The 18,277-nt window shown below is 59.2% G+C and carries 13 protein-coding genes and 3 pseudogenes; 3 read left to right on the forward strand and 13 right to left on the reverse strand.

Annotated features, from left to right (window positions below):
- Window positions 1-50 precede the first annotated feature (50 nt).
- From PGR79_RS18045 to PGR79_RS18065, 5 genes and pseudogenes are all read right to left on the reverse strand, one after another.
- A pseudogene (locus PGR79_RS18045) lies at window positions 51-1,002 on the reverse strand (MurR/RpiR family transcriptional regulator).
- Window positions 947-1,899: pseudogene (locus tag PGR79_RS18050) on the reverse strand (iron-siderophore ABC transporter substrate-binding protein). The pseudogenes PGR79_RS18045 and PGR79_RS18050 overlap by 56 nt, the downstream one beginning before the upstream one ends.
- Window positions 1,900-1,910: 11 nt before the next feature.
- Window positions 1,911-2,963: a FecCD family ABC transporter permease gene (locus PGR79_RS18055; protein WP_411325696.1), complete on the reverse strand. Its 1,053-nt coding sequence runs from the start codon at window positions 2,961-2,963 to the stop codon at window positions 1,911-1,913.
- Window positions 2,960-3,985 carry a FecCD family ABC transporter permease gene (locus tag PGR79_RS18060; protein WP_113374124.1) on the reverse strand — a complete coding sequence of 342 codons (1,026 nt, stop codon included), beginning with the start codon at window positions 3,983-3,985 and terminating at the stop codon, window positions 2,960-2,962. Before PGR79_RS18060 ends, PGR79_RS18055 begins: the two co-directional genes overlap by 4 nt.
- On the reverse strand, window positions 3,982-4,803 hold the full coding sequence (locus tag PGR79_RS18065; protein ID WP_113374125.1) for an ABC transporter ATP-binding protein: 822 nt from the start codon (window positions 4,801-4,803) through the stop codon (window positions 3,982-3,984). Before PGR79_RS18065 ends, PGR79_RS18060 begins: the two co-directional genes overlap by 4 nt.
- 505 nt (window positions 4,804-5,308) lie before the next feature.
- Between PGR79_RS18065 and PGR79_RS18070 the strand changes: the two genes are divergently transcribed.
- A complete protein-coding gene (locus tag PGR79_RS18070) occupies window positions 5,309-7,381 on the forward strand; it encodes a TonB-dependent siderophore receptor (RefSeq protein ID WP_113374294.1) in 2,073 nt (690 codons plus the stop codon).
- A gap of 95 nt (window positions 7,382-7,476) precedes the next feature.
- Here PGR79_RS18070 and PGR79_RS18075 read toward each other — a convergent pair whose 3' ends face one another.
- The 7 genes and pseudogenes from PGR79_RS18075 to PGR79_RS18105 form a co-directional block, all read right to left on the reverse strand.
- Complete coding sequence (locus tag PGR79_RS18075) at window positions 7,477-8,253, reverse strand: ABC transporter ATP-binding protein (protein ID WP_213793746.1); 777 nt, start codon at window positions 8,251-8,253, stop codon at window positions 7,477-7,479.
- Window positions 8,247-9,242 carry an ABC transporter permease gene (locus PGR79_RS18080; protein WP_087857892.1) on the reverse strand — a complete coding sequence of 332 codons (996 nt, stop codon included), beginning with the start codon at window positions 9,240-9,242 and terminating at the stop codon, window positions 8,247-8,249. The genes PGR79_RS18075 and PGR79_RS18080 overlap by 7 nt, the downstream gene beginning before the upstream one ends.
- On the reverse strand, window positions 9,223-10,260 hold the full coding sequence (locus PGR79_RS18085) for an ABC transporter substrate-binding protein (protein WP_430915246.1): 1,038 nt from the start codon (window positions 10,258-10,260) through the stop codon (window positions 9,223-9,225). The genes PGR79_RS18080 and PGR79_RS18085 overlap by 20 nt, the downstream gene beginning before the upstream one ends.
- Window positions 10,257-11,231 (reverse strand): ABC transporter substrate-binding protein, encoded by a 975-nt coding sequence (locus PGR79_RS18090; RefSeq protein WP_213316767.1) that lies wholly within the window; start codon window positions 11,229-11,231, stop codon window positions 10,257-10,259. The genes PGR79_RS18085 and PGR79_RS18090 overlap by 4 nt, the downstream gene beginning before the upstream one ends.
- A gap of 5 nt (window positions 11,232-11,236) precedes the next feature.
- Window positions 11,237-12,331 (reverse strand): acyl-CoA dehydrogenase family protein, encoded by a 1,095-nt coding sequence (locus PGR79_RS18095; RefSeq protein WP_430922288.1) that lies wholly within the window; start codon window positions 12,329-12,331, stop codon window positions 11,237-11,239.
- 34 nt (window positions 12,332-12,365) lie between these two features.
- Window positions 12,366-13,470: pseudogene (locus tag PGR79_RS18100) on the reverse strand (LLM class flavin-dependent oxidoreductase).
- Between the two features lie 145 nt (window positions 13,471-13,615).
- Window positions 13,616-14,509, reverse strand: a complete 894-nt coding sequence (locus tag PGR79_RS18105) for a LysR family transcriptional regulator (RefSeq protein ID WP_113374130.1) — start codon at window positions 14,507-14,509, stop codon at window positions 13,616-13,618.
- A 107-nt stretch (window positions 14,510-14,616) separates the two neighbouring features.
- Here PGR79_RS18105 and PGR79_RS18110 point away from each other — a divergent pair, with 107 nt between their 5' ends.
- Window positions 14,617-15,222 carry a cysteine dioxygenase gene (locus tag PGR79_RS18110; protein WP_113374131.1) on the forward strand — a complete coding sequence of 202 codons (606 nt, stop codon included), beginning with the start codon at window positions 14,617-14,619 and terminating at the stop codon, window positions 15,220-15,222.
- Window positions 15,215-16,795, forward strand: a complete 1,581-nt coding sequence (locus PGR79_RS18115; RefSeq protein ID WP_430922215.1) for a rhodanese homology domain-containing protein — start codon at window positions 15,215-15,217, stop codon at window positions 16,793-16,795. Before PGR79_RS18110 ends, PGR79_RS18115 begins: the two co-directional genes overlap by 8 nt.
- 54 nt (window positions 16,796-16,849) lie before the next feature.
- On the opposite strand, the gene PGR79_RS18120 is transcribed toward PGR79_RS18115, so the two are convergent.
- Window positions 16,850-18,253: a DUF7594 domain-containing protein gene (locus PGR79_RS18120; RefSeq protein WP_430922217.1), complete on the reverse strand. Its 1,404-nt coding sequence runs from the start codon at window positions 18,251-18,253 to the stop codon at window positions 16,850-16,852.
- Window positions 18,254-18,277 lie beyond the last annotated feature (24 nt).

An 18,277-nucleotide genomic window follows, 5' to 3' on the forward strand; every position in this document is an offset into this window, starting at 1 on the left:
TTAGCATAGCATGCAACCGGAAAGCGTCTGGTGAGTGAATTATCTTTTGTTCAACCGCGTTGACCACCTGATTTGCCGATGGCTCGATGCAATTCATTGATTCGCTTCATTGATTTGACCGTCTTTTGCGGCGCGGTCGAGGCGACGGACAGCACGATCATCTCAAGGCAAATCAGCACCGTGCCATGCAGCGGCACCCGCCCGTTATCGCCACCCCGCGGAACATCAATCACCACCTGTGCCAGTTGACTGAAGCGCGAATCCAGCGCCTGGGTGAGTAATATCGTTGGGATCCCCAGCCGCTGCGCCTCACGCAATGTGGTCATGCCCTCCCGGTGCGGTGATTTTTGCCCCATCATAATCAGCACGTCGCCGCGCTGCAGGCTAATCAACTGCTCAGCAAGACTGAAGCCGGTACGGTTGAGGGTACAGGCAGGTAAGCCAATACGATTAAACAGACGCGCGGTGTACTCGGCGAGGATCCCCGACGCCCCGATGCCAAATATCGCCACCTGACGCGCATCGCCCAGCAGCGCCACCGCCTGGGCTACCGCCGCGCGATTATCCGCACGCGATAGCACCTCACAGGCGCGCTGATGCCCATCGAGCACAAAATCGATGCTGGAATTGACATCACAGGAGAGTGCCCCCACCGTCGAGCGCATCTTTTCCGACGAGGTCGCTGACGGCCCGAACCAGCGCGCCATGGTCTCTTTTAACTCGCGTAGCCCGGCAAAACCCAATGCCTGAATTGCCCTCACCACGGTGGCATCGGAGGTGTGAGTAGCGGTGGCGATCTCCATCGCCGTGCGTTCCAGTACCACCTCGCGATTATCATTGATGTAGTTTGCCACTTCGCGTAAACGGGGCGAAAGTTGATGCGCGCGGGCGCGAAAACGCTCGCCAAACAGATCGACTCTGCCCTTCTCTTTTTTCACTCCCGCTTTCATTTCGCCCCCGCCGGAATCGGCCGCCCGGCGATGTGCGACTGCACCTGAGCAACCATCAGCGTCAATGCGGCATAAGAATTAGAAATAACCTCTTCGCGCGGCAACAAAATATAGCGGCCGGTGCGGCAGGCGCGCATAAAGTCACACCAGCCGGGCATTACCGCCTCCATGGCCTTTAGCTCATCCTGCGGCTTACCGCCGGTGTCCGAACGCCAGGTCGCGAAGACAAAATCGGCATCCAGCTCCGGTAGCTGCTCGGCGCTGACGTCGATCCGCTGGCCATCGGGGATCTTGTCGATCAACGGCGGGAAGCGGAACCCGGCGTCACGCAGAACTCGCCCCAGCGCGTGATAGGAGTAGTGCACCGTCACCTTGCCGTTATTCGCCTGTATCACCGAAACGCGGTACTGCTGCGGGTCGACCGTGGCCTTTAGCTGTTTAATTTGTTCCTGATAACGACGTTCAAGCACCGCGAGCCGCGCCTGGCTGCCGGTGAGCTGCGCCAGTTTGCGGTAAATCCGCGGCGCGCTGCCCTGCAGGTGATCGATACTGACCGTCGGCGCGATTTTCGCCAGTTGCTCCACCGAGACATGGCGGCTGGGCTCGGTAATAATCAGATCCGGCTTCGCCGCAGCCACGGCCTCAAGGTCGATATCGGCGGTGCCAATAAAGCGGATCTCGCTATTGTCGAAATCGACGCCGGTCAACTGGGCGCTGGAACGCAGGTAGTGGCTGCCGTCCGGGCGCGTGCGGCCATGGCTGGCCACCGGCGGCACTCCGAGCTCAATTAGCGGGATGGTGATATCGAGATCGTGCATCGAAACGATTCGCTGCGGATGCAGCGGTACGGTCACCGTACGACCTAAATCGTCGGTGAAGGTTTGCGAATCGGCAGCCGCGGCAGCGCCCGCGCACAGCACCAGCAGAGAAACGAACCAACGCATAACAATCCTTTTTGATTTACAGGGCGTCACGGCGACGCCAAAGCAGAGCAATAAAAAATGGGCACCCTACCAGCGCAATGACAATCCCCGCCGGGATCTGCAGCGGCGCAAACGCCAGCCGCCCCAGCGTATCGGTTGCCAGCACCAGCAACGCGCCAATCAGCGCGCTGCCGCAGAGCAGCGCCACCTGGCCGCCGCGCAGGACGAAACGCGCCATATGCGGCGCCATCAGGCCGACAAAACCCAGACTGCCAACGCAGGAAACGCTGGCAGAGGTCAGCAGCACGGGGGCGAAGAAACGCAGTAGCGTGAGCTGCGGCAAACGCACGCCAAGACCGATGGCGGTACGGTCGCCCAGCAGCGCCGCATCCGCCGCGCGGGCGGTGCAGAACAGAATCAGTGCGCCAGGTAGCGCCCAGCAAAACGCGACCACCAGCAGCGGCCAGGTCGCCGCGTGCAGGCTACCGGAGAGCCAGATCATCGCCGTCTGTACGTCGCGTACGTCGGCGGTAGTCATAAAAATGCCAACCGCCGCCGCCAGCGTCCACGACACCCCGATGCCAATCAAAATAAAGCGCGGACGTGAACAATCGCGCGCCAGCGCCAGCACCAACAGCGCCACCAGCACGCCGCCGAGCATTCCCGCCAGCGGCCGCCACGCCAGCCCTACGGCCGGAAAAAACAGAATTAGCGCCAGCACCACAATGCTGGCCCCTTCTTTGACGCCAATAAGGCCGGGGTCCGCCAGGCCGTTACGGGTAATGCTCTGCATTGCCGCTCCCGCCAGGCCAAGCATGGCGCCGCAGAGCAGCGCCATCAAAATTCGCGGTAGGCGGATGTCAAACAGAATGAAACGTTGCTGCTCGCCAAGCTTCTCCGGCGCCAGCAGCGCACGCGCCAATGTCGAAGATGGCAGCGGAAAGCTGCCGCGGCTGAGGCTATAGAGCCCCAGCGCCAGCAAAAAGAGCAGCATGAAGGCGGCAATTTTCAATGCTGCCGGACGCAGCAACAGATGCCTTGAAGCGAACCCCAGAGGCCGAAATCCAGCGCGATGAACGGCGCGTATCATTTAAAAAACCTCGCGGCGATAAAAATAAATAGCGGCGCCCCCACCAGCGCGGTCATCGCGCCGGTCGCCAGTTCCTGCGGGGCGACGAGGGTACGGGCGGCGATATCCGCCAGCACCAGCACCAGCGCCCCTACCGGCGCCGCCAGCGGTAACGCCAGGCGAATATCTTGCGTTATCAGACGGCGCACCACATGCGGCACCACCAGCCCGACAAACCCAACAGGCCCGGCCACCGCCACCGCCGCGCCGCACAGCAGCGCAATAGCGGCCAGCCCCAGCAGCCGGGTCTGCACCAGATTCACCCCCAGCCCCAGCGCCGCTTTATCGCCCAGCGCCAGCACGTTCAGACGTGGCGCGAGGAGCAGCGCCAGTCCCATGCCAGAAAGCGCCGGCACCAGCGCCGCCTGTAGAGTAGCCCAGTTCAATCCGGCCAGATCGCCAGCAAGCCATGTGCGCATCGCCAGCAGCGTTTGTTCATCAAGAATTAAAATCGCCGCCGTCACCGCCGAGGCAAACGCCGAGATCGCCACGCCGCATAGCGTGATGCGCAGCGGCGTCGCCCCGCCGCGCCCGGCAGAAGCCAGCGCCATTACCCCGCCGAACAGCAGCGCCGCGCCACAGGCGGCGGTTAGCGGGCGTGCCGCTGGAAAATCGCCGAGAGAGAGGCCCAGCGCCGAGGTCGCAACCATCGCCAGCGAGGCGCCGGCGTTGAGCCCAAGAATATGCGGCTCGCCAAGCGGGTTGCGGATCACCGTCTGCAGCAGCACCCCGGCAACGCCAAGCGCCGCGCCGGTCAACAGCGCCGCTGCCAGCCGAACCAGACGTAAATCAACAATAATACGGTGATCGAAGTTTCGCGGGTCGTACTCGAGCAGCGCCTGCAGGACCGTCTGCGGCGCGATCCAGCGGGCGCCTAAGCCAAGATGAATCAGCGAACCGATGATAAGTAGCAGAGCTAACAGCAGCATCGCCAGCCGCGGACGAGTACGACGCCGTGTGGCGTACAGCACGGCGGCGCTCATAGGGCAACGGTCTGGCTTGCGCGAAACGGCATAAAGAAAGGTTTGCCGGTTTGCGGATTGATTGACATCTGCACATCAACATCAAAGACGTTTTTAATCAGTTCAGGGCTGCAGATTTCGTGTTCTGAAATGGTCCCGGCTATCCGCCCTTTTTTGAGAAATACCAGCAGGTCGGCGTAGTTTACCGCAAAGTTCAGGTCGTGAAGGACCGTTACCACCGTGCGGCCATGCTGGCGGGTCAGGCTCTGCAGAAGTTCAAGAATATCGACCTGATAGCGCAGGTCGAGCCAGGTGGTGGGCTCATCCAGTAAAATGGTTTTCGTCTGCTGCGCCAGCGCCATCGCTATCCAGCAGCGCTGACGCTGACCGCCGGAAAGGCTATCGACCGGCAGATGGGCGAATTCGGCGGTGCCGGTTAATTGCAGCGCCTCTTCCACCGCCTGTTCATCGGCTTCAGACCACTGGCGCATCAGCCCCTGCCACGGGTAGCGCCCGCGCGATACCAGTTCGAACACCGTGAGCCCTTCCGGCGTCAGCGGCGATTGCGGCAGGATCCCCAACTGGCGGGAAACCGTTTTGGTCGGCATGTCGTGGATGGCCTTTCCATCCAGACGGACGCAGCCGCCAAGCGGTTTTAGCATCCGGGCGATGGTCGATAACAGCGTTGATTTGCCGGACCCGTTAGCCCCAGCAAGCACCGTCATTTTACCGCTGGGGATCGTCAGATTAATGTCATCGACGATAAGCGTCTGGCCATAGCCGGCCGACAGGGATTCCAGGACGATCCCCTTTTCTGCAGGGTTTACCCGCTGTGGCATAACTCGCTCCTGCGCCGCAGCGTTCCGGCGTGCGCCTTCAACGTTCTGCAGTCAAATCAAAATAAATCTCATTCTCTTTTGATCATGAAGGGGATGAATGTAGTAGTCAATACTGTGCTGCATGTTGCTTCCTTCACGTTCAGGACCTCATGGGGAGACAAAATGAATTTTATGAATACTATTTATAATCAATAAAATAAGATCATCACATCACCTGGTACAGACTGCTAAATCGCGCTTTTCTTCAGCGCAGCTTTTTTATCTTACATAACATTTACTACTACATTTCTTCGTGTTTGAATGATTCTCAATTACATATCTGAAGGCGCATTCAGACGCTTAACGGATAGGTTTTATTTTCAGGGCAATGATTTAATTGGCTTTATCTGACCGCAAAGGCAGATTCGTTCACGAGAAACAGATAATGACTCAACCCCATGTCGCCTGCAGGACGTTGCAAGGGCGCGCGCTTTTTTCGCTTCTTTTTTTAGCCTCACCGGGATTAATAGCCGCAGAAAATAACGCGGCAAAGAATACCAAGGACGCGGAGGACACCATTACCGTAGTGGCTGACGGCCGCCAGCAGAACGCCACCAGCGGCTATCAGCCCCTGAGTTCGTCCACGGCGACATTGACTTCAATGCCGCTGCTGGATATTCCGCAGGTGGTGAATACCGTCAGCGACCGGGTGCTGGAAGATCAGCACGCTACCTCGCTGGATGAAGCATTGTATAACGTCGCCAACGTAGTGCAGACCAATACCCTCGGCGGTACCCAGGATGCCTTTACCCGCCGCGGCTTCGGCGCCAATCGCGACGGTTCTATCATGACCAACGGCCTGCGTACCGTTCTACCGCGCAGCTTTAACGCCGCTACCGAGCGGGTTGAAGTTCTGAAGGGCCCGGCCTCGACGCTGTACGGCATTCTCGACCCCGGCGGGCTGATTAACGTTGTTACCAAACGCCCCGAGCGCCAGTTCTCTGGTTCGGTTTCCGCCACCTCCAGCAGTTTTGGCGGCGGCACGGGTAGCTTCGACGTGACCGGGCCAATCGAAGGCACAAATCTGGCCTATCGACTGATCGGCGAATATCAAAATGAAGATTACTGGCGTAATTTCGGCAAGAACAAAAGCAGCTTTATCGCCCCTTCCCTGACCTGGTTTGGCGATAGCGCAACCATTACCGCTTCGTATTCACATCGCGATTACAGCGCCCCCTTTGACCGCGGCACCATTTTCGATCTCAATACCGGCCACGCGGTCAACGTCGACCGTAAAACCCGTTTCGATGAAGCCTTTAATATCACCGATGGTTATTCCGATATTGCCCAACTGAACGCCGAGTATCGTCTTAACAGCGCCTGGACCGCGCGCTTTGATTACAGCTACAGCCAGGATCACTACAACGATAACCAGGCCAGGGTAATGGCCTATGATTCTGCGACCGGCAACCTGACCCGCCGGGTCGACGGCACGCATGGCTCAACGCAAAAGATGCATTCCACCCGCGCCGATCTACAAGGCAACGTGGTGATCGGCGGCTTTTATAATGAACTGCTGACCGGCGTCGCCTATGAGAATTACGATCTGCTGCGTACCGATATGCTACGTTGTAAGAACGTGAAAGGCTTTAATATTTATCATCCGGTTTACGGCACTCTCGATACCTGTAATACCGTTTCCGCTGCCGATAGCGATCAGCGCATCAAGCAGGAGAGCTATGCGACCTATCTGCAGGACGCCCTGTATCTGACCGACAACTGGATTGCCGTGGCCGGCGTACGCTACCAGTATTACACCCAGTACGCCGGTAAAGGCCGTCCGTTTAACGTCAATACCGATAGCCGCGATGAGAAATGGACGCCGAAGGCTGGGCTGGTTTACAAGGTAACGCCAAACGTATCGCTGTTTGCTAACGTCGCCCAGTCGTTTATGCCGCAGTCGTCGATTGCCAGCTATATCGGCGAACTGCCGCCGGAAGAGTCCACCTCTTACGAAGTTGGCGCGAAATTCGACCTTTTAGAGGGTATTACCGCCAATATCGCGTTATTTGATATTCATAAACGTAACGTGCTGTATACCGAAAGTATTGGCGACGAGACGGTGGCGAAGACCGCGGGTAAGGTTCGCTCGCGCGGCGTGGAGGTGGATCTGGCGGGCTCGCTCACCGATAACCTCAGCATCATCGCCAGCTACGGCTATACCGATGCCAAAGTGCTGGAAGATCCTGATTATGCCGGTAAACCGCTACCGAACGTGCCAAAACATACCGGTTCGCTGTTCCTGACCTATGACATTCATAACGTCTATAACAGCAACACCCTGACCGTTGGCGGCGGCGGCCACGCGGTCAGCAAACGGTCCGGCACCAACGGCGCGGATTATTATCTGCAGGGCTATGCGGTGGCCGACGTCTTCGCGGCCTACAAAATGAAGCTGCAGTATCCGGTAACGCTACAGGTGAATGTGAAGAACTTGTTCGATAAGACCTATTATACCTCGTCAATCGGCACCAATAATCTCGGCAACCAGATTGGCGACCCGCGTGAAGTGCAGTTTACGGTGAAAATGGATTTTTAAGCCTTACCCTGCCCCGGATAGCGGCGCGCTGCGCCTTATCCGGGCTACCTCCCCTCAGCCCCTGCTGCGGGGAAATACCGGATGATGCATTTGGCTTACCAATCCTCTTCCTGGCCGAGGATACGCAAAATATCCTGCCGATGCTGCAATAGCAGTGGATTGTCGCGATGGCGGGGAAACGCCAGCGGAAGCGTAAACTCAGCGATAATGCGCCCCGGCCGCGGCGACATCACCAGCACCCGCTCGCAGAGCAGCAGCGCTTCTTCAATATCGTGGGTCACCAGCAGGCTGGTATAACCCTGCCGCTGCCACAGCGCAATCAGTTCGCGCTGCATGCTGATACGGGTAAGCGAATCCAGCTTACCCAGCGGCTCATCAAGCAGCAGTAGACGCGGTTCATTGAGCAACGCGCGCGCCAGCGCCGCACGCTGCGCCATCCCGCCGGAAAGCTGCCGCGGCCACGCCTCGCTAAACGCCTGCAGCCCGATGCGTGAAATCAGCGCGTCGGCCTTCGGCTCCTGCCCCTTTTTCCCCTGCGCCTGCGGCCCCAGCAGCACGTTTTGCCGCACCGTCAGCCACGGATAAAGCGTTGGGTCCTGGAAAACCAGGATCCGTTCCGGCCCCGGCCCGCCTATCGCCGCATCGTCAATCTCAATATGCCCGCTTTGCTGTGGCTCCAGCCCCGCCAGCAGACGCAGCAGCGTCGATTTACCGCATCCTGAGGGGCCAAGCAGCGCAACGCTCTCCCCTGGGCGCAGTTGCAGGCTGATATTTTCCAGCACCGGCACCGTCTGTTTGCCCAATGTAAAAGCATGATGAAGATGACGTACCGCCACCGCCGCACCGGTCGAAACTGTCTGGGCACTTACCATTGCATTCCTCCGCGCTGCCAGCTCAGCAGCCGATCGCGAATCATAAATAGCCCGCTAATCAGGCCGGAACATAACAACGCCATCACGAATAGCGCCGCGTACATATTCGGATAGGCCGCCCAGCCCTGCGCCCACTGCAGATAAAAACCGATCCCGGATTTGACGCCGACCATTTCGGCGACAATCAGCACTGAAAACGACGCGCCAAGCCCCATAAATAAGCCGACAAACACGTTCGGCAGCGCGGCGGGGATCGCCACGCGCAGGATCAGGAACCGTTGGCTGGCTCCTAGCGTTCGCGCCACGTCATACCACGCTTTATCGATACCAATGACCCCGGACCAGGTTAATACCGTGACCGGGAACCAGGTGCTGAGCGCGATTAAAAAAACGCTGGCGCCGAAGCTTGAAGGAAAGATAAACAGGCATAGCGGCAGCAGCGCGGTGGAAGGCACCGGCCCCAGCAGGCGTAATACCGGATGCACCCAATAGCCAATACGCTGAGACCAGCCAATCGCCAGCCCGCTAATAAACCCACAGCTGGTGCCGAGCAGTACTCCGAGCCCGAGCAGCCCCAGCGAATGCAGCAGGCTATCAAGCAACCGCGGCCAGTCATCGTGCAGGACTTCAATCAGCGCCTGCGGCGGAGCGAAAAACGGCACCGGCAAAAACGCCGTCTTGGCCGTCAGCCCTTCCCATAGCGCGAAGAGCACCGGCAACAGCGCCAGCCATTTTCCGGCACGCTGCAAACGCGCGCCCCGCTGGCGCCAGTAACGGTAACTCAGCGTCAGTAACAGCAGTCCGCCGCCGAGAGTGAACTGCGCCAGCGCCCACTCCTCGCTAAACGGCCAGCGCCGACCGGCATCGGGCCAGGCCTGTGTGAACAGGCCGCCCAGTAGCCATAGCGCGGCGGCAAGCCCGCCCTCCGTCCAGAGCAGAGCGCCGAGCCCCGGTCGGGCGAGCGCGCGATCAGGCGAAAACGTTGACATAAATACTCTCCGCAAACTGATGAGGATCGGTTCCCGGTTTGATGACCTGTACCCGCTGCAGATCCACGGCATACTGCGTCAGCTCTTTAACAAAAGCCTCGCCCACCGCATGATGGCCGTGCCCCTGGCCGTGAAGAATGCCGCTCACCTCCGCTTCGTTAGTGTTTAGCGCATGGGCGAGAAAAGATTGCGCCACGCTTTCCGGGTGCGCGGCGGCATAGCTGTGCGCTTCCAGAATCGCCTGGGTAAGCGCGGCCGCCGCCGGTTTATGAGCGCGCGCAAGGGAACCGCTGACGCCCAGCACGCAGCAGCTCAGATTGGCGTAATCGCCGGTCATATTGCTGGCGATTAGCTGATATTTGCCGGTTTCCAGCAGGCGATAGCTAAAGGGTTCGCTGCCGCTAATGGCGGCGATTTCGCGTTTATCCAGCGCCACGCTGAGCAGGTCGGCCGGATAGACTTTCCACTGCACATCGCTAATCGGGTCGATACCGTGGCGTTTCAGCAAGATGGCGAAGAAGTTTTTATCCGGCCCGGCCATATCGGTGACGCCAATGGTTTGCCCTTTCAGGCTCTCCAGACCGCTAAAAGGCGAGTTTTTGGCCGTCAACAAATTCAGGCAGCCGCCGTGCGTTCCGGCAGTAAGTTTGACGTCAAACCCCTGCTCCAGCGCCTTCAGCCAGCGTAACGCCATGCCTACCCCGGCGTCGGCCTTGCCGGTGGCAATCGCTTCCAGCAGGACATCCGTCGAGTTACCAAAGTTAACAAACTCAACGTCGAGATTATATTTACTAAAAATCTTCTGTTGCTCCGCGACGGCGACCGGCGCCAGGCACACCGCGCTTTTGTTGATCGCCAGCTTGATTTTGTAAGGCTGCGCCAGACGCAGCGCCGGATGTTCATCGCCGCTCGCCATCTCCGCCATATCGTGAGCCCATAGCGGCACAGACGCCCCGGCCAGCGCCAGACCGCCGGTAAATTGTAAGAAACGACGACGGGTAAAACGTGTGGTCATCATGGCGCCGCCTCCGCATGAACCGGCGCGACCGGCACGTTAAAGCCGTTATCAAATGTCGGCGTTACATCGAGCTTTGCGCGAATGAGGCCGTTGGCAAGATAAAAGTCCGCCGTCGACTGCTGCTGGGCGACCGTCGGCGCGTCCAGCCGCTGCCACTGCGACTGGCGGTTGGCAAACTGCGCGCGGGCGATCTCCGCCGGGAAGCGAATGATCTCCCCCAGCGTTTTGCCATAGCTATCGAGATTGGCGTATGCCCAACGCTCGGCGCCGGCCAGTCGGGTGAGATAATCCTGAAGCGCCGCGCGCTTTTGTGGATCCTTCAGCGCATTATCGGTGGCGGCCAGGAAGGTATTACCCGGCAACAGCCCTTTACCGCTCACCAGAATCTGCCCTTCGGCGGTTTTCACCAGTTGCGTGGTATAGGGCTCCCAGGTCGCCCAGGCATCTACCGAACCGTTAAGCAGCGCGACTTTCGCATCCACCGGGCCAAGGAATACCCACTGGACATCCTTCGGCGAGACCCCCGCCTGCTCCAGCGCTTTCAGCGCCACAAAATGGCCAATTGATCCTTTACCGGTGGCAATGCGTTTACCTTTCAGATCCGCCGCGCTTTTTAACGCGCTGCCGGGCGGCACCAGCACGGCGGTCCCCGCCGGGTTGCTCTTATCGACGGCAATAGCTTTTACCGGCGCGCCGTTCGCCAGCGCGAACAGCAGCGGCGCATCGCCGATAATCCCCACGTCAACCGCGCCGGCGTTGAGTGCTTCAGCCAGCGGCGCGGCGGCAGGAAACTCCGCCCATTTAATATCGTAAGCGAGGTTTTGCAAGGCGTTAGCAGCCTCCAGTTGCGACCGCATGCCGCCTTTTTGATCGGCAATTCGCAGCGTGATTCTTTCCTGAGCCGCAACATAGCCGCTCAGCGTCAATAGCATTAGCGCCCCGGCTATGCGGGTAAAATGAGGTATGCGCATCTTAATTATCCTTGTTGTTGAAAAGCGTGTTTACCCGCCGCCTGCCACGCGCTGTCGTTCTGCGGCGTATGTACCCGCCCGCACAGGACGTTGCGATAGTGGCGTTCCAGAGGATTTTGCCGGCTTAAACCATGATTGCCGGTGAGTTCAAGCGCCAGATTGACCGCCAGAATGGCGTTATCGGTGATAGTGACTTTCGCCAGATTGGCCTCAATAGCGGAAAAGCCCAGCTTCGCGGCATTCTCCAGCAGAGCGCGGTTAACCAGCAGCAGCCCCTCTATCTGCCCCACTTTTTCCTGTACCCGCGGCAGACTGGAAAGCGGTTGTCCAAGATTGCCGGGAACCCGCGCACCAAGCCACGCGACAAGCCAGTCGCGCGCCGCGCGGGCTACACTGTCGTAAATCGCCGCCAGCAACGCCGTATGACGGTTAGCAAACAGACGAAATTGTTCGGCGTCCGGCGCGGGCGGCTCGTCGGCAGGCCAAACGTCTACCGCGTGCCCGGCGGATACCTGCACGTTTTTCAGCACCACCTCGTGACTGCCGGTGGCCCGCATGCCTACGTGATCCCAGCTTTTCACTACGCTGATGCCCTCGCTGTCGGCAGGGACCAGCCAGCTACCGACCAGCGGCGGGTTGTCGTCGCTGCGCGCCCACAGCGCCAGCCAGCTCAACCCTTCGATACCGGTGGTATAAATTTTGTGACCGTTAATCAGCCAGCCCCGGCCGTTACGGCTGGCTATCGTTTGCGGCAGGCCGCCGCGCGCCGGAGAGCCCAGATCCGGCTCGACGCGCAGGCTATTCATCAACCCGCCGTTTGTGAGCGCATCATCAAACACGCGCTGGCGTAGCGGCTCAGCCCAATGGACATTTTCCGCCAGCCGCAGATGATGCAGGTACTGCATGCAGACAATCAGCGCGGTCGCCGGTTCGCCCCAGGCGATGGCGGCGATAGCCTGTTGCAGTTCGGCTAAACTGACGCCTGCACCGCCATACTGCGATGGTACGGCAAGGCTTAAAAATCCGCGCCGACGCAGAACGTCAATATTGCGGCGGGGAAAATCGCCGCTGGCATCAAGGCTGGCCGCCTCTTCTGCCATCAGATGGCGGATCTCGGCAAGCTGCCGCGGCCAATCAGCAATAGGGTGTTGCCTCACGATGCGCGCTCCGCCACGGCGCGCAGCGCGGCTTTTTCGCGGGTAATCGGCAGCAGCGCTTTGCCATACTCCTGTGCATCGTTCAGCGGATCGAAGCCGCGGATCAGGAAGTTACGCACGCCGAGGTCGTAGTAGTCGAGCAGCGCATCGGCAACCTGTTCCGGCGTGCCGACCAGCGCGGTGGAGTTGTGGCCGCCGCCCACCAGCTGCGCGATGCCGGTCCACAGGCGTTTATCCACCACCTTACCCTGCGCCGCCGTAGCCCGCAGACGCTGCGCGCCAACGCTATCGGGCTTGGCTTTAAATCCCCCCTGGTTCTGCGCCGCCCGCTCGGTGGCGACATGCAGAATATGCTCGGCCTTCTCCCAGGCTTCCGCTTCGCTATCGGCGATAATCGGCCGGAACGACACGCTGAAATCGATCTCGCGCTGATGTTTTGCCGCTTCGGCACGTACCCGCTGGATAGTTTCCGCAGTCTGCGCCAGCGACTCCCCCCATAGTGCGAAGACGTTAGCGTGTTTACCGGCAACCGTAATTGCCGCCTCCGACGAGCCACCGAAATAGAGGGGAATATGCGGTTTCTGCAGCGGGCGAATAGCTGACCAGGCCTGTTGCGCCTGATAAAAATCATTGTCGATGTCCACCGGCTGTTCGGCGGTCCAGACTTTGCGGATGGTATCGAGGAAGGCGTCGGTGCGCGCATAGCGCTGGTCGTGGTCGAGATAATCGCCGTCACGGCGCTGCTCGGCATCATTGCCGCCGCTGATGATATGTACCGCCAGCCTGCCGCCGAGCAGATGTTCGAGGGTGGCGAATTTACGCGCGGCGAGAGTTGGCGAGACAAAACCGGGGCGGTGCGCCAGCAGGAAAGCTATCTTTTGTGTCGACAACCCCGCCAGCGCGGTCACCAAAAAGCCATCGGGTTGATCGGACCAATGCCCCACCAGCAGACGGTCAAACCCCGCGGCTTCATGTGTTTGCGCGAAGCGCGCAATATAATCACGGTCAAAAATCGGCCCTACCGGGGCGATGGTTTCTGACGACAGGCGGTGGCCGATCATGCCGAGAAACTGAATGCTCATACAGAACTCCTGGTAGTAAGGTAATGAATGGGCCGCGGCGGCGGCGCGTTTTCATTACCCTATACACAGGCACTTAATGAACAAAATGCATTTTTATCATAACTTAATATGCAAGATAAGCATTTCTTAAAATAACATATACGTATCAGAAAGATGCGTTAAGTTGCTGGACCACTTTTCCGGCGAAAAAAGTCAGCGGCTGGCTGAGGTTAGCCAGATTCAGCGCATGTACCAGCCACAGATGCACTTGCGGCTGAAAATCCGCGAGCGTAAGCGTGGCTACTTCGTCGCGCCACGGGCTGGCCGCCAGCGCGGCGCGAGGCACCAGGCCAAGCCCCAGCCCCTGCGCCACCAGGCTGATTTGCAACTGGGCGCCGGCGGTCTCGACGTTCAGCGCAAGCCGCAGCCCCTGCGATTGTAGTTCTCGGATTAGCCCGGCCCGCAGACCACAGCCGTCGGGATTCAGTATCCAGCCTCGCTGCGCACAGTCGCGCAGCGCTCCGGCGTGCAGTCGCCAGCTTTTCGCCGCGATGACCACGATATCCAGCGGACACAGCAGCCTCCCGCTGTAACCATCAACAAAGCGCTGCTGTTGCGGTCCCATCGCCAGAACACCATCCAGTTCGACGCTCTCCAGCCGTTTTTGCAACAGCCCGCTCCAGCCGCAGGTCACCTGCGGCTCCAAAGCCGGGAACTGCTGGCGTAGCGCGCTCAGCGCCGGCTGGAGGGCGATTTCCGCCACGCTCTGCGGCACGCCAAGACGCAGAACGCCCTGCGGCTCCGCCTCCGGGTCAAGCAGACCGTAGAGCTTTTTAGTTTCCCGCTTGATGCTCAGACATTGTTCATACACCCGGTGCCCGGCGGCGGTGAGCGTCAGGGGCCTGGTCTGGCGCTCCAGCAGCGTCACATTGAGGGTTTGCTCAAGGCGCTGAAGCCGACGGGTAATGGCCGATTGGGTAATGCCAAGATATTCCGCAGCCTGGTTTAGGGAGGAAAACTGCACGGTAGCCAGCAGAGCATCAATGTCGTCGATACGCATACAATCCTTAATGTGATTTTTGCATATTAATATATGCGGAAATTGCATTTAAATTATATTAACGCCTTTGCTAGCGTAATGACCAGTCCCGACAACAGGAAACCACCATGACCGCACCGCGAGTGGAAAAATTACGCCAGTTCATTCAAGACCTTGATGCCCTGCATCGCCAGTTTACCGATGAGGCCCCCCTGCTCGACGCCGTCGCCGTGCGCCTGGCTTCGCTTGTGCAAAAAGATGACTGGTTACCGGAAGAGTACACCCTACCGCATCCCCACCACTATCAGCAGTATTTGCTGCATGCCGATTCCGGCCAACGTTTTTCGATTGTCAGCTTCGTCTGGGGGCCGGGGCAATCGACGCCGATCCACGACCATCGGGTCTGGGGAGCCATCGGTATGTTGCGCGGCGCGGAGGAGAACCAGCGCTACCGACTCGACGAACGCGGTTTACCGATCGCCACTGGTCCTGCTGAACGGCTTTCACCCGGCAAGGTGGAAAAAGTCTCTTCCCGCGATGGCGATATTCATCGGGTGAGTAATGCGCTCGCGGACCACGTCTCAATCAGTATTCACGTCTACGGCGCTAACATCGGCGGCGTCCGGCGTGCTGTTTATACCGCGGATGGGATCGCCAAACCTTTCGTCTCCGGTTACTCCAACCGCCACTTGCCCAATATCTGGGATCTCTCAAAGGATAATGAATATGCCTGACTACAATTACCGCCAGCCAGCCGAGGTGCGCCAGGCGCTAATCGATGGCGCGGAAGTGGCGCTCATCGATGTTCGCGAAGAGGCCGCATTTGCCACTAACCATCCGCTGTTTGCCGCTAATTTGCCGCTCAGCAAGCTGGAGCTGGAGATTTTTCGCCGCGTGCCGCGCCTGACGACGCCGATTACCCTCTACGATAACGGCGAAGGTCTCGCGGAGCAGGCCCTTGAACGGCTGCAACGCTGGGGCTATCAGGATGTCGCGCTACTGGCAGGCGGACTGACGGGCTGGCAGCGTAGCGGCGGCGAGCTCTTTCAGGACGTTAACTCACCGAGCAAAGCGTTCGGCGAGCTGGTAGAGAGCGAGCGCCAGACGCCGTCGTTGAGCGCTGAGGAAGTGAAGGCGCTGATCGAGGGGCCACAGCCGGTCGTGGTGGTCGACGCGCGTCGTTTCGATGAATATCAAACGATGAATATTCCCGGCAGCATCAGCGTGCCCGGCGGGGAGCTGGCGTTACGCATCGAAGGCCTGCTGCCGTCGGCGCAAACGACAGTGATCGTTAACTGCGCCGGCCGTACCCGCAGCATTGTCGGTACCCAATCGCTACGCAATGCCGGCTTAGCCAATCCGGTATACGCACTGCGCAACGGTACCATCGGCTGGACCTTAGCCGGACTGGAACTCGAGCACGGCCAACAGCGGCGCTACGACGGCGATTTCCACGCCTCAGCGCAGCGCGTGGCTGCGGTGACGCAGTTGGCCGAGCGCGCTGGCGTGGCCTTCATTGATGCCCCGACTTTAGCCCGCTGGCAACAGCAGCCGAGCCGCACCACCTATCTCTTTGATGTTCGCAGCCCCGAGGAGTATGCCGCAGGCCATCTGCCGCACAGCGTGAATGCCCCTGGCGGCCAGCTGGTGCAGGAAACCGATCATTACGCCAGCGTACGCGGAGCGCGGATTGTGCTGGTCGCCGATGATGAGATCCGCGCGCCGATCGCGGCGTCCTGGCTGGCGCAGATGGGCTGGGAAGTGGCGGTTTTACGCGATGTCCGCGTTGAGCAATTGAGCGAACGCGGCGTTCCGCCCGTCAGCGTACCGCCGGCGCCGCAGGCTGAGGAGATAACCCCAGCGCAGTTAGCGGAAAAATTGCGCGAACCCGGCACCGTGGTACTGGATTTCACCACCAGCGCGAACTATGTCGCACGGCATATCCCCGGTGCCTGGTGGCTGGTGCGTTCACAGCTACGTCAGGCGCTTGAGCTCATCCCTCCCGCGAAACGTTACGTTGTCACATGCGGCAGCAGCCTGCTGGCCCGCTACGCCGTGCCTGAAGTCGCGGCATTGACCGGTAAGCCGGTGCAACTGTTAAGCGGCGGGACGCTGGCGTGGATTGATGCCGGGCTGGCGCTGGAACAGGGCGAGACGCATCTGGCAACAGCGCGCAGCGATCGCTATCGACGGCCTTATGAAGGAACCGATAACTCCGCTGAGGCGATGCAGGCTTATCTCGACTGGGAGTTTGGTCTGGTGGAACAGTTAGCGCGTGATGGTACCCACGGCTTTAAGGTGTTGTAAGTCAAAAAACCGGTGGCGACACGGCCACCGGGAATAGCTTACCTTTATTGCGAATTAAATTTCCGGGGTGGTTTTAAAACCAACCAGCATCAGGATCGGCTGCTTCTGCGCCGCTGCGGCGTCAAACTGATAGTGGTTGCCCTGACGGTCGCCGCCGATGTACCAGGAGATTTCGGTTTTCCCTTCCGCCAGCGCCTTACGCACCGCTTTATCGATATCCACCATCCGATACTCACGAGATGAATTGAGATACAGTTGAGCATCTGAATTGTAGCTGCAGGTCGGGCGATGCTTCCAGGTCACGCTTGACGCACTCCAGCTATTGCTGGCCGGATAGAAGAAAATCTGATCCGCGCCGTTGGTTTCAACCTTGCCGCCGTACAGACGCAGACGATACTTAAACAGCGACGCATCCTGATCTTTCGGCAGCGCCGGGATTTTAAACTTCACCAGGGTCAGGGTTTCCGGGTTGCGGGTGCGGCCGCCGTTCTTCCAGTTATCGGAAATCTGCAGCGCTTCAGGCGTCCCAAAGTTAACATTCGGCTGCGCGCTCTCGACCACCGCGTTTTCTTCCGCCAGCGAGAAGCTATAAGGCACGTTAGTCCCACAATCCATACCGTCATTCATACAGTGTTCGGTCATGAAGTGCGCGCCCTCTACCGTCCAGCCGTTCATGAAATCCGCATGGGCGGTATAGATGCTGCCCCACTTCTCTTCACGTTTATCGCCCTTCATTACCGGGTCCATCGACAGCTCAATTTTCGCCGTGTCCAGAGACGTAATCTGCGGCAGCACGTAGGCGATATTCATATTTACCGTCGGGATTTTTACCGGATAGTCGGCCGGGCAGGCGCCGTTAACATCATAGGCGGCGTTGCTGTGGTCGTGGCTCGGTTTGAGGTTGACGCCATCCCAGCAGTTGGGGAACTGAATACCGATATTAAACTGTACGGCATCGCCCGCTTTACGCAGGCCGCAAACCTCACCGGCTTTGTTGCTATAGCCTTTACCGTTGGCGCATAGGAAGGTTATCCGCGAGCTCGGCGCGGAGCCGTGGTGGTCGCCAGCCAGCAGCTCTAACCCCGACGGGAAAGGATGCAGCGGATACTGTTCGACTTTGGTCGCCTGATAATAGGTTTTCTGATAAGCCGGAGTGACAATTTGTCCATCCGGCAACTTCATTGACGGCGCCCAGTATGCAGAACTGTCGGCCTTGTTATCACAGGTGGTTTCCGGCTGTGCGCGCAGGGTTTGATAGGTTGAGACCGCGTCGGTGTGGCTATTGCCGAAGAAATCATGCCACATCGCCTGGTTGGGCATGCCGAACATCATAATCGCGTCGTCGCCAAGGGTGTGACTGTAGCCGCATACCGCCTGGGCTTGCGGTCCTGCATGGGCGGAAAAAGCGCTGGCGGCCAGCAGCGGCGTCAGGGCCAGTACAACTGAGTTAGCTTTCATTTTACGATCCTCCTTGTTTGAAGG

The organism is Klebsiella sp. 141161 (assembly GCF_050600815.1).
In the GTDB taxonomy this organism is placed as follows: Bacteria; Pseudomonadota; Gammaproteobacteria; order Enterobacterales; family Enterobacteriaceae; genus Klebsiella; species Klebsiella aerogenes.

What these genes read in the sequence shown, in the direction of transcription:
- PGR79_RS18055 (WP_411325696.1), bottom strand. Translation starts at nt 2,963, where the DNA reads ATGATACGCGCCGTTCATCGCGCTGGATTTCGGCCTCTGGGGTTCGCT.
- PGR79_RS18060 (WP_113374124.1), bottom strand. Translation starts at nt 3,985, where the DNA reads ATGAGCGCCGCCGTGCTGTACGCCACACGGCGTCGTACTCGTCCGCGG.
- PGR79_RS18065 (WP_113374125.1), bottom strand. Translation starts at nt 4,803, where the DNA reads ATGCCACAGCGGGTAAACCCTGCAGAAAAGGGGATCGTCCTGGAATCC.
- PGR79_RS18075 (WP_213793746.1), bottom strand. Translation starts at nt 8,253, where the DNA reads ATGGTAAGTGCCCAGACAGTTTCGACCGGTGCGGCGGTGGCGGTACGT.
- PGR79_RS18080 (WP_087857892.1), bottom strand. Translation starts at nt 9,242, where the DNA reads ATGTCAACGTTTTCGCCTGATCGCGCGCTCGCCCGACCGGGGCTCGGC.
- PGR79_RS18085 (WP_430915246.1), bottom strand. Translation starts at nt 10,260, where the DNA reads ATGATGACCACACGTTTTACCCGTCGTCGTTTCTTACAATTTACCGGC.
- PGR79_RS18090 (WP_213316767.1), bottom strand. Translation starts at nt 11,231, where the DNA reads ATGCGCATACCTCATTTTACCCGCATAGCCGGGGCGCTAATGCTATTG.
- PGR79_RS18095 (WP_430922288.1), bottom strand. Translation starts at nt 12,331, where the DNA reads ATGGCAGAAGAGGCGGCCAGCCTTGATGCCAGCGGCGATTTTCCCCGC.
- PGR79_RS18105 (WP_113374130.1), bottom strand. Translation starts at nt 14,509, where the DNA reads ATGCGTATCGACGACATTGATGCTCTGCTGGCTACCGTGCAGTTTTCC.
- PGR79_RS18110 (WP_113374131.1), top strand. Translation starts at nt 14,617, where the DNA reads ATGACCGCACCGCGAGTGGAAAAATTACGCCAGTTCATTCAAGACCTT.
- PGR79_RS18115 (WP_430922215.1), top strand. Translation starts at nt 15,215, where the DNA reads ATGCCTGACTACAATTACCGCCAGCCAGCCGAGGTGCGCCAGGCGCTA.
- PGR79_RS18120 (WP_430922217.1), bottom strand. Translation starts at nt 18,253, where the DNA reads ATGAAAGCTAACTCAGTTGTACTGGCCCTGACGCCGCTGCTGGCCGCC.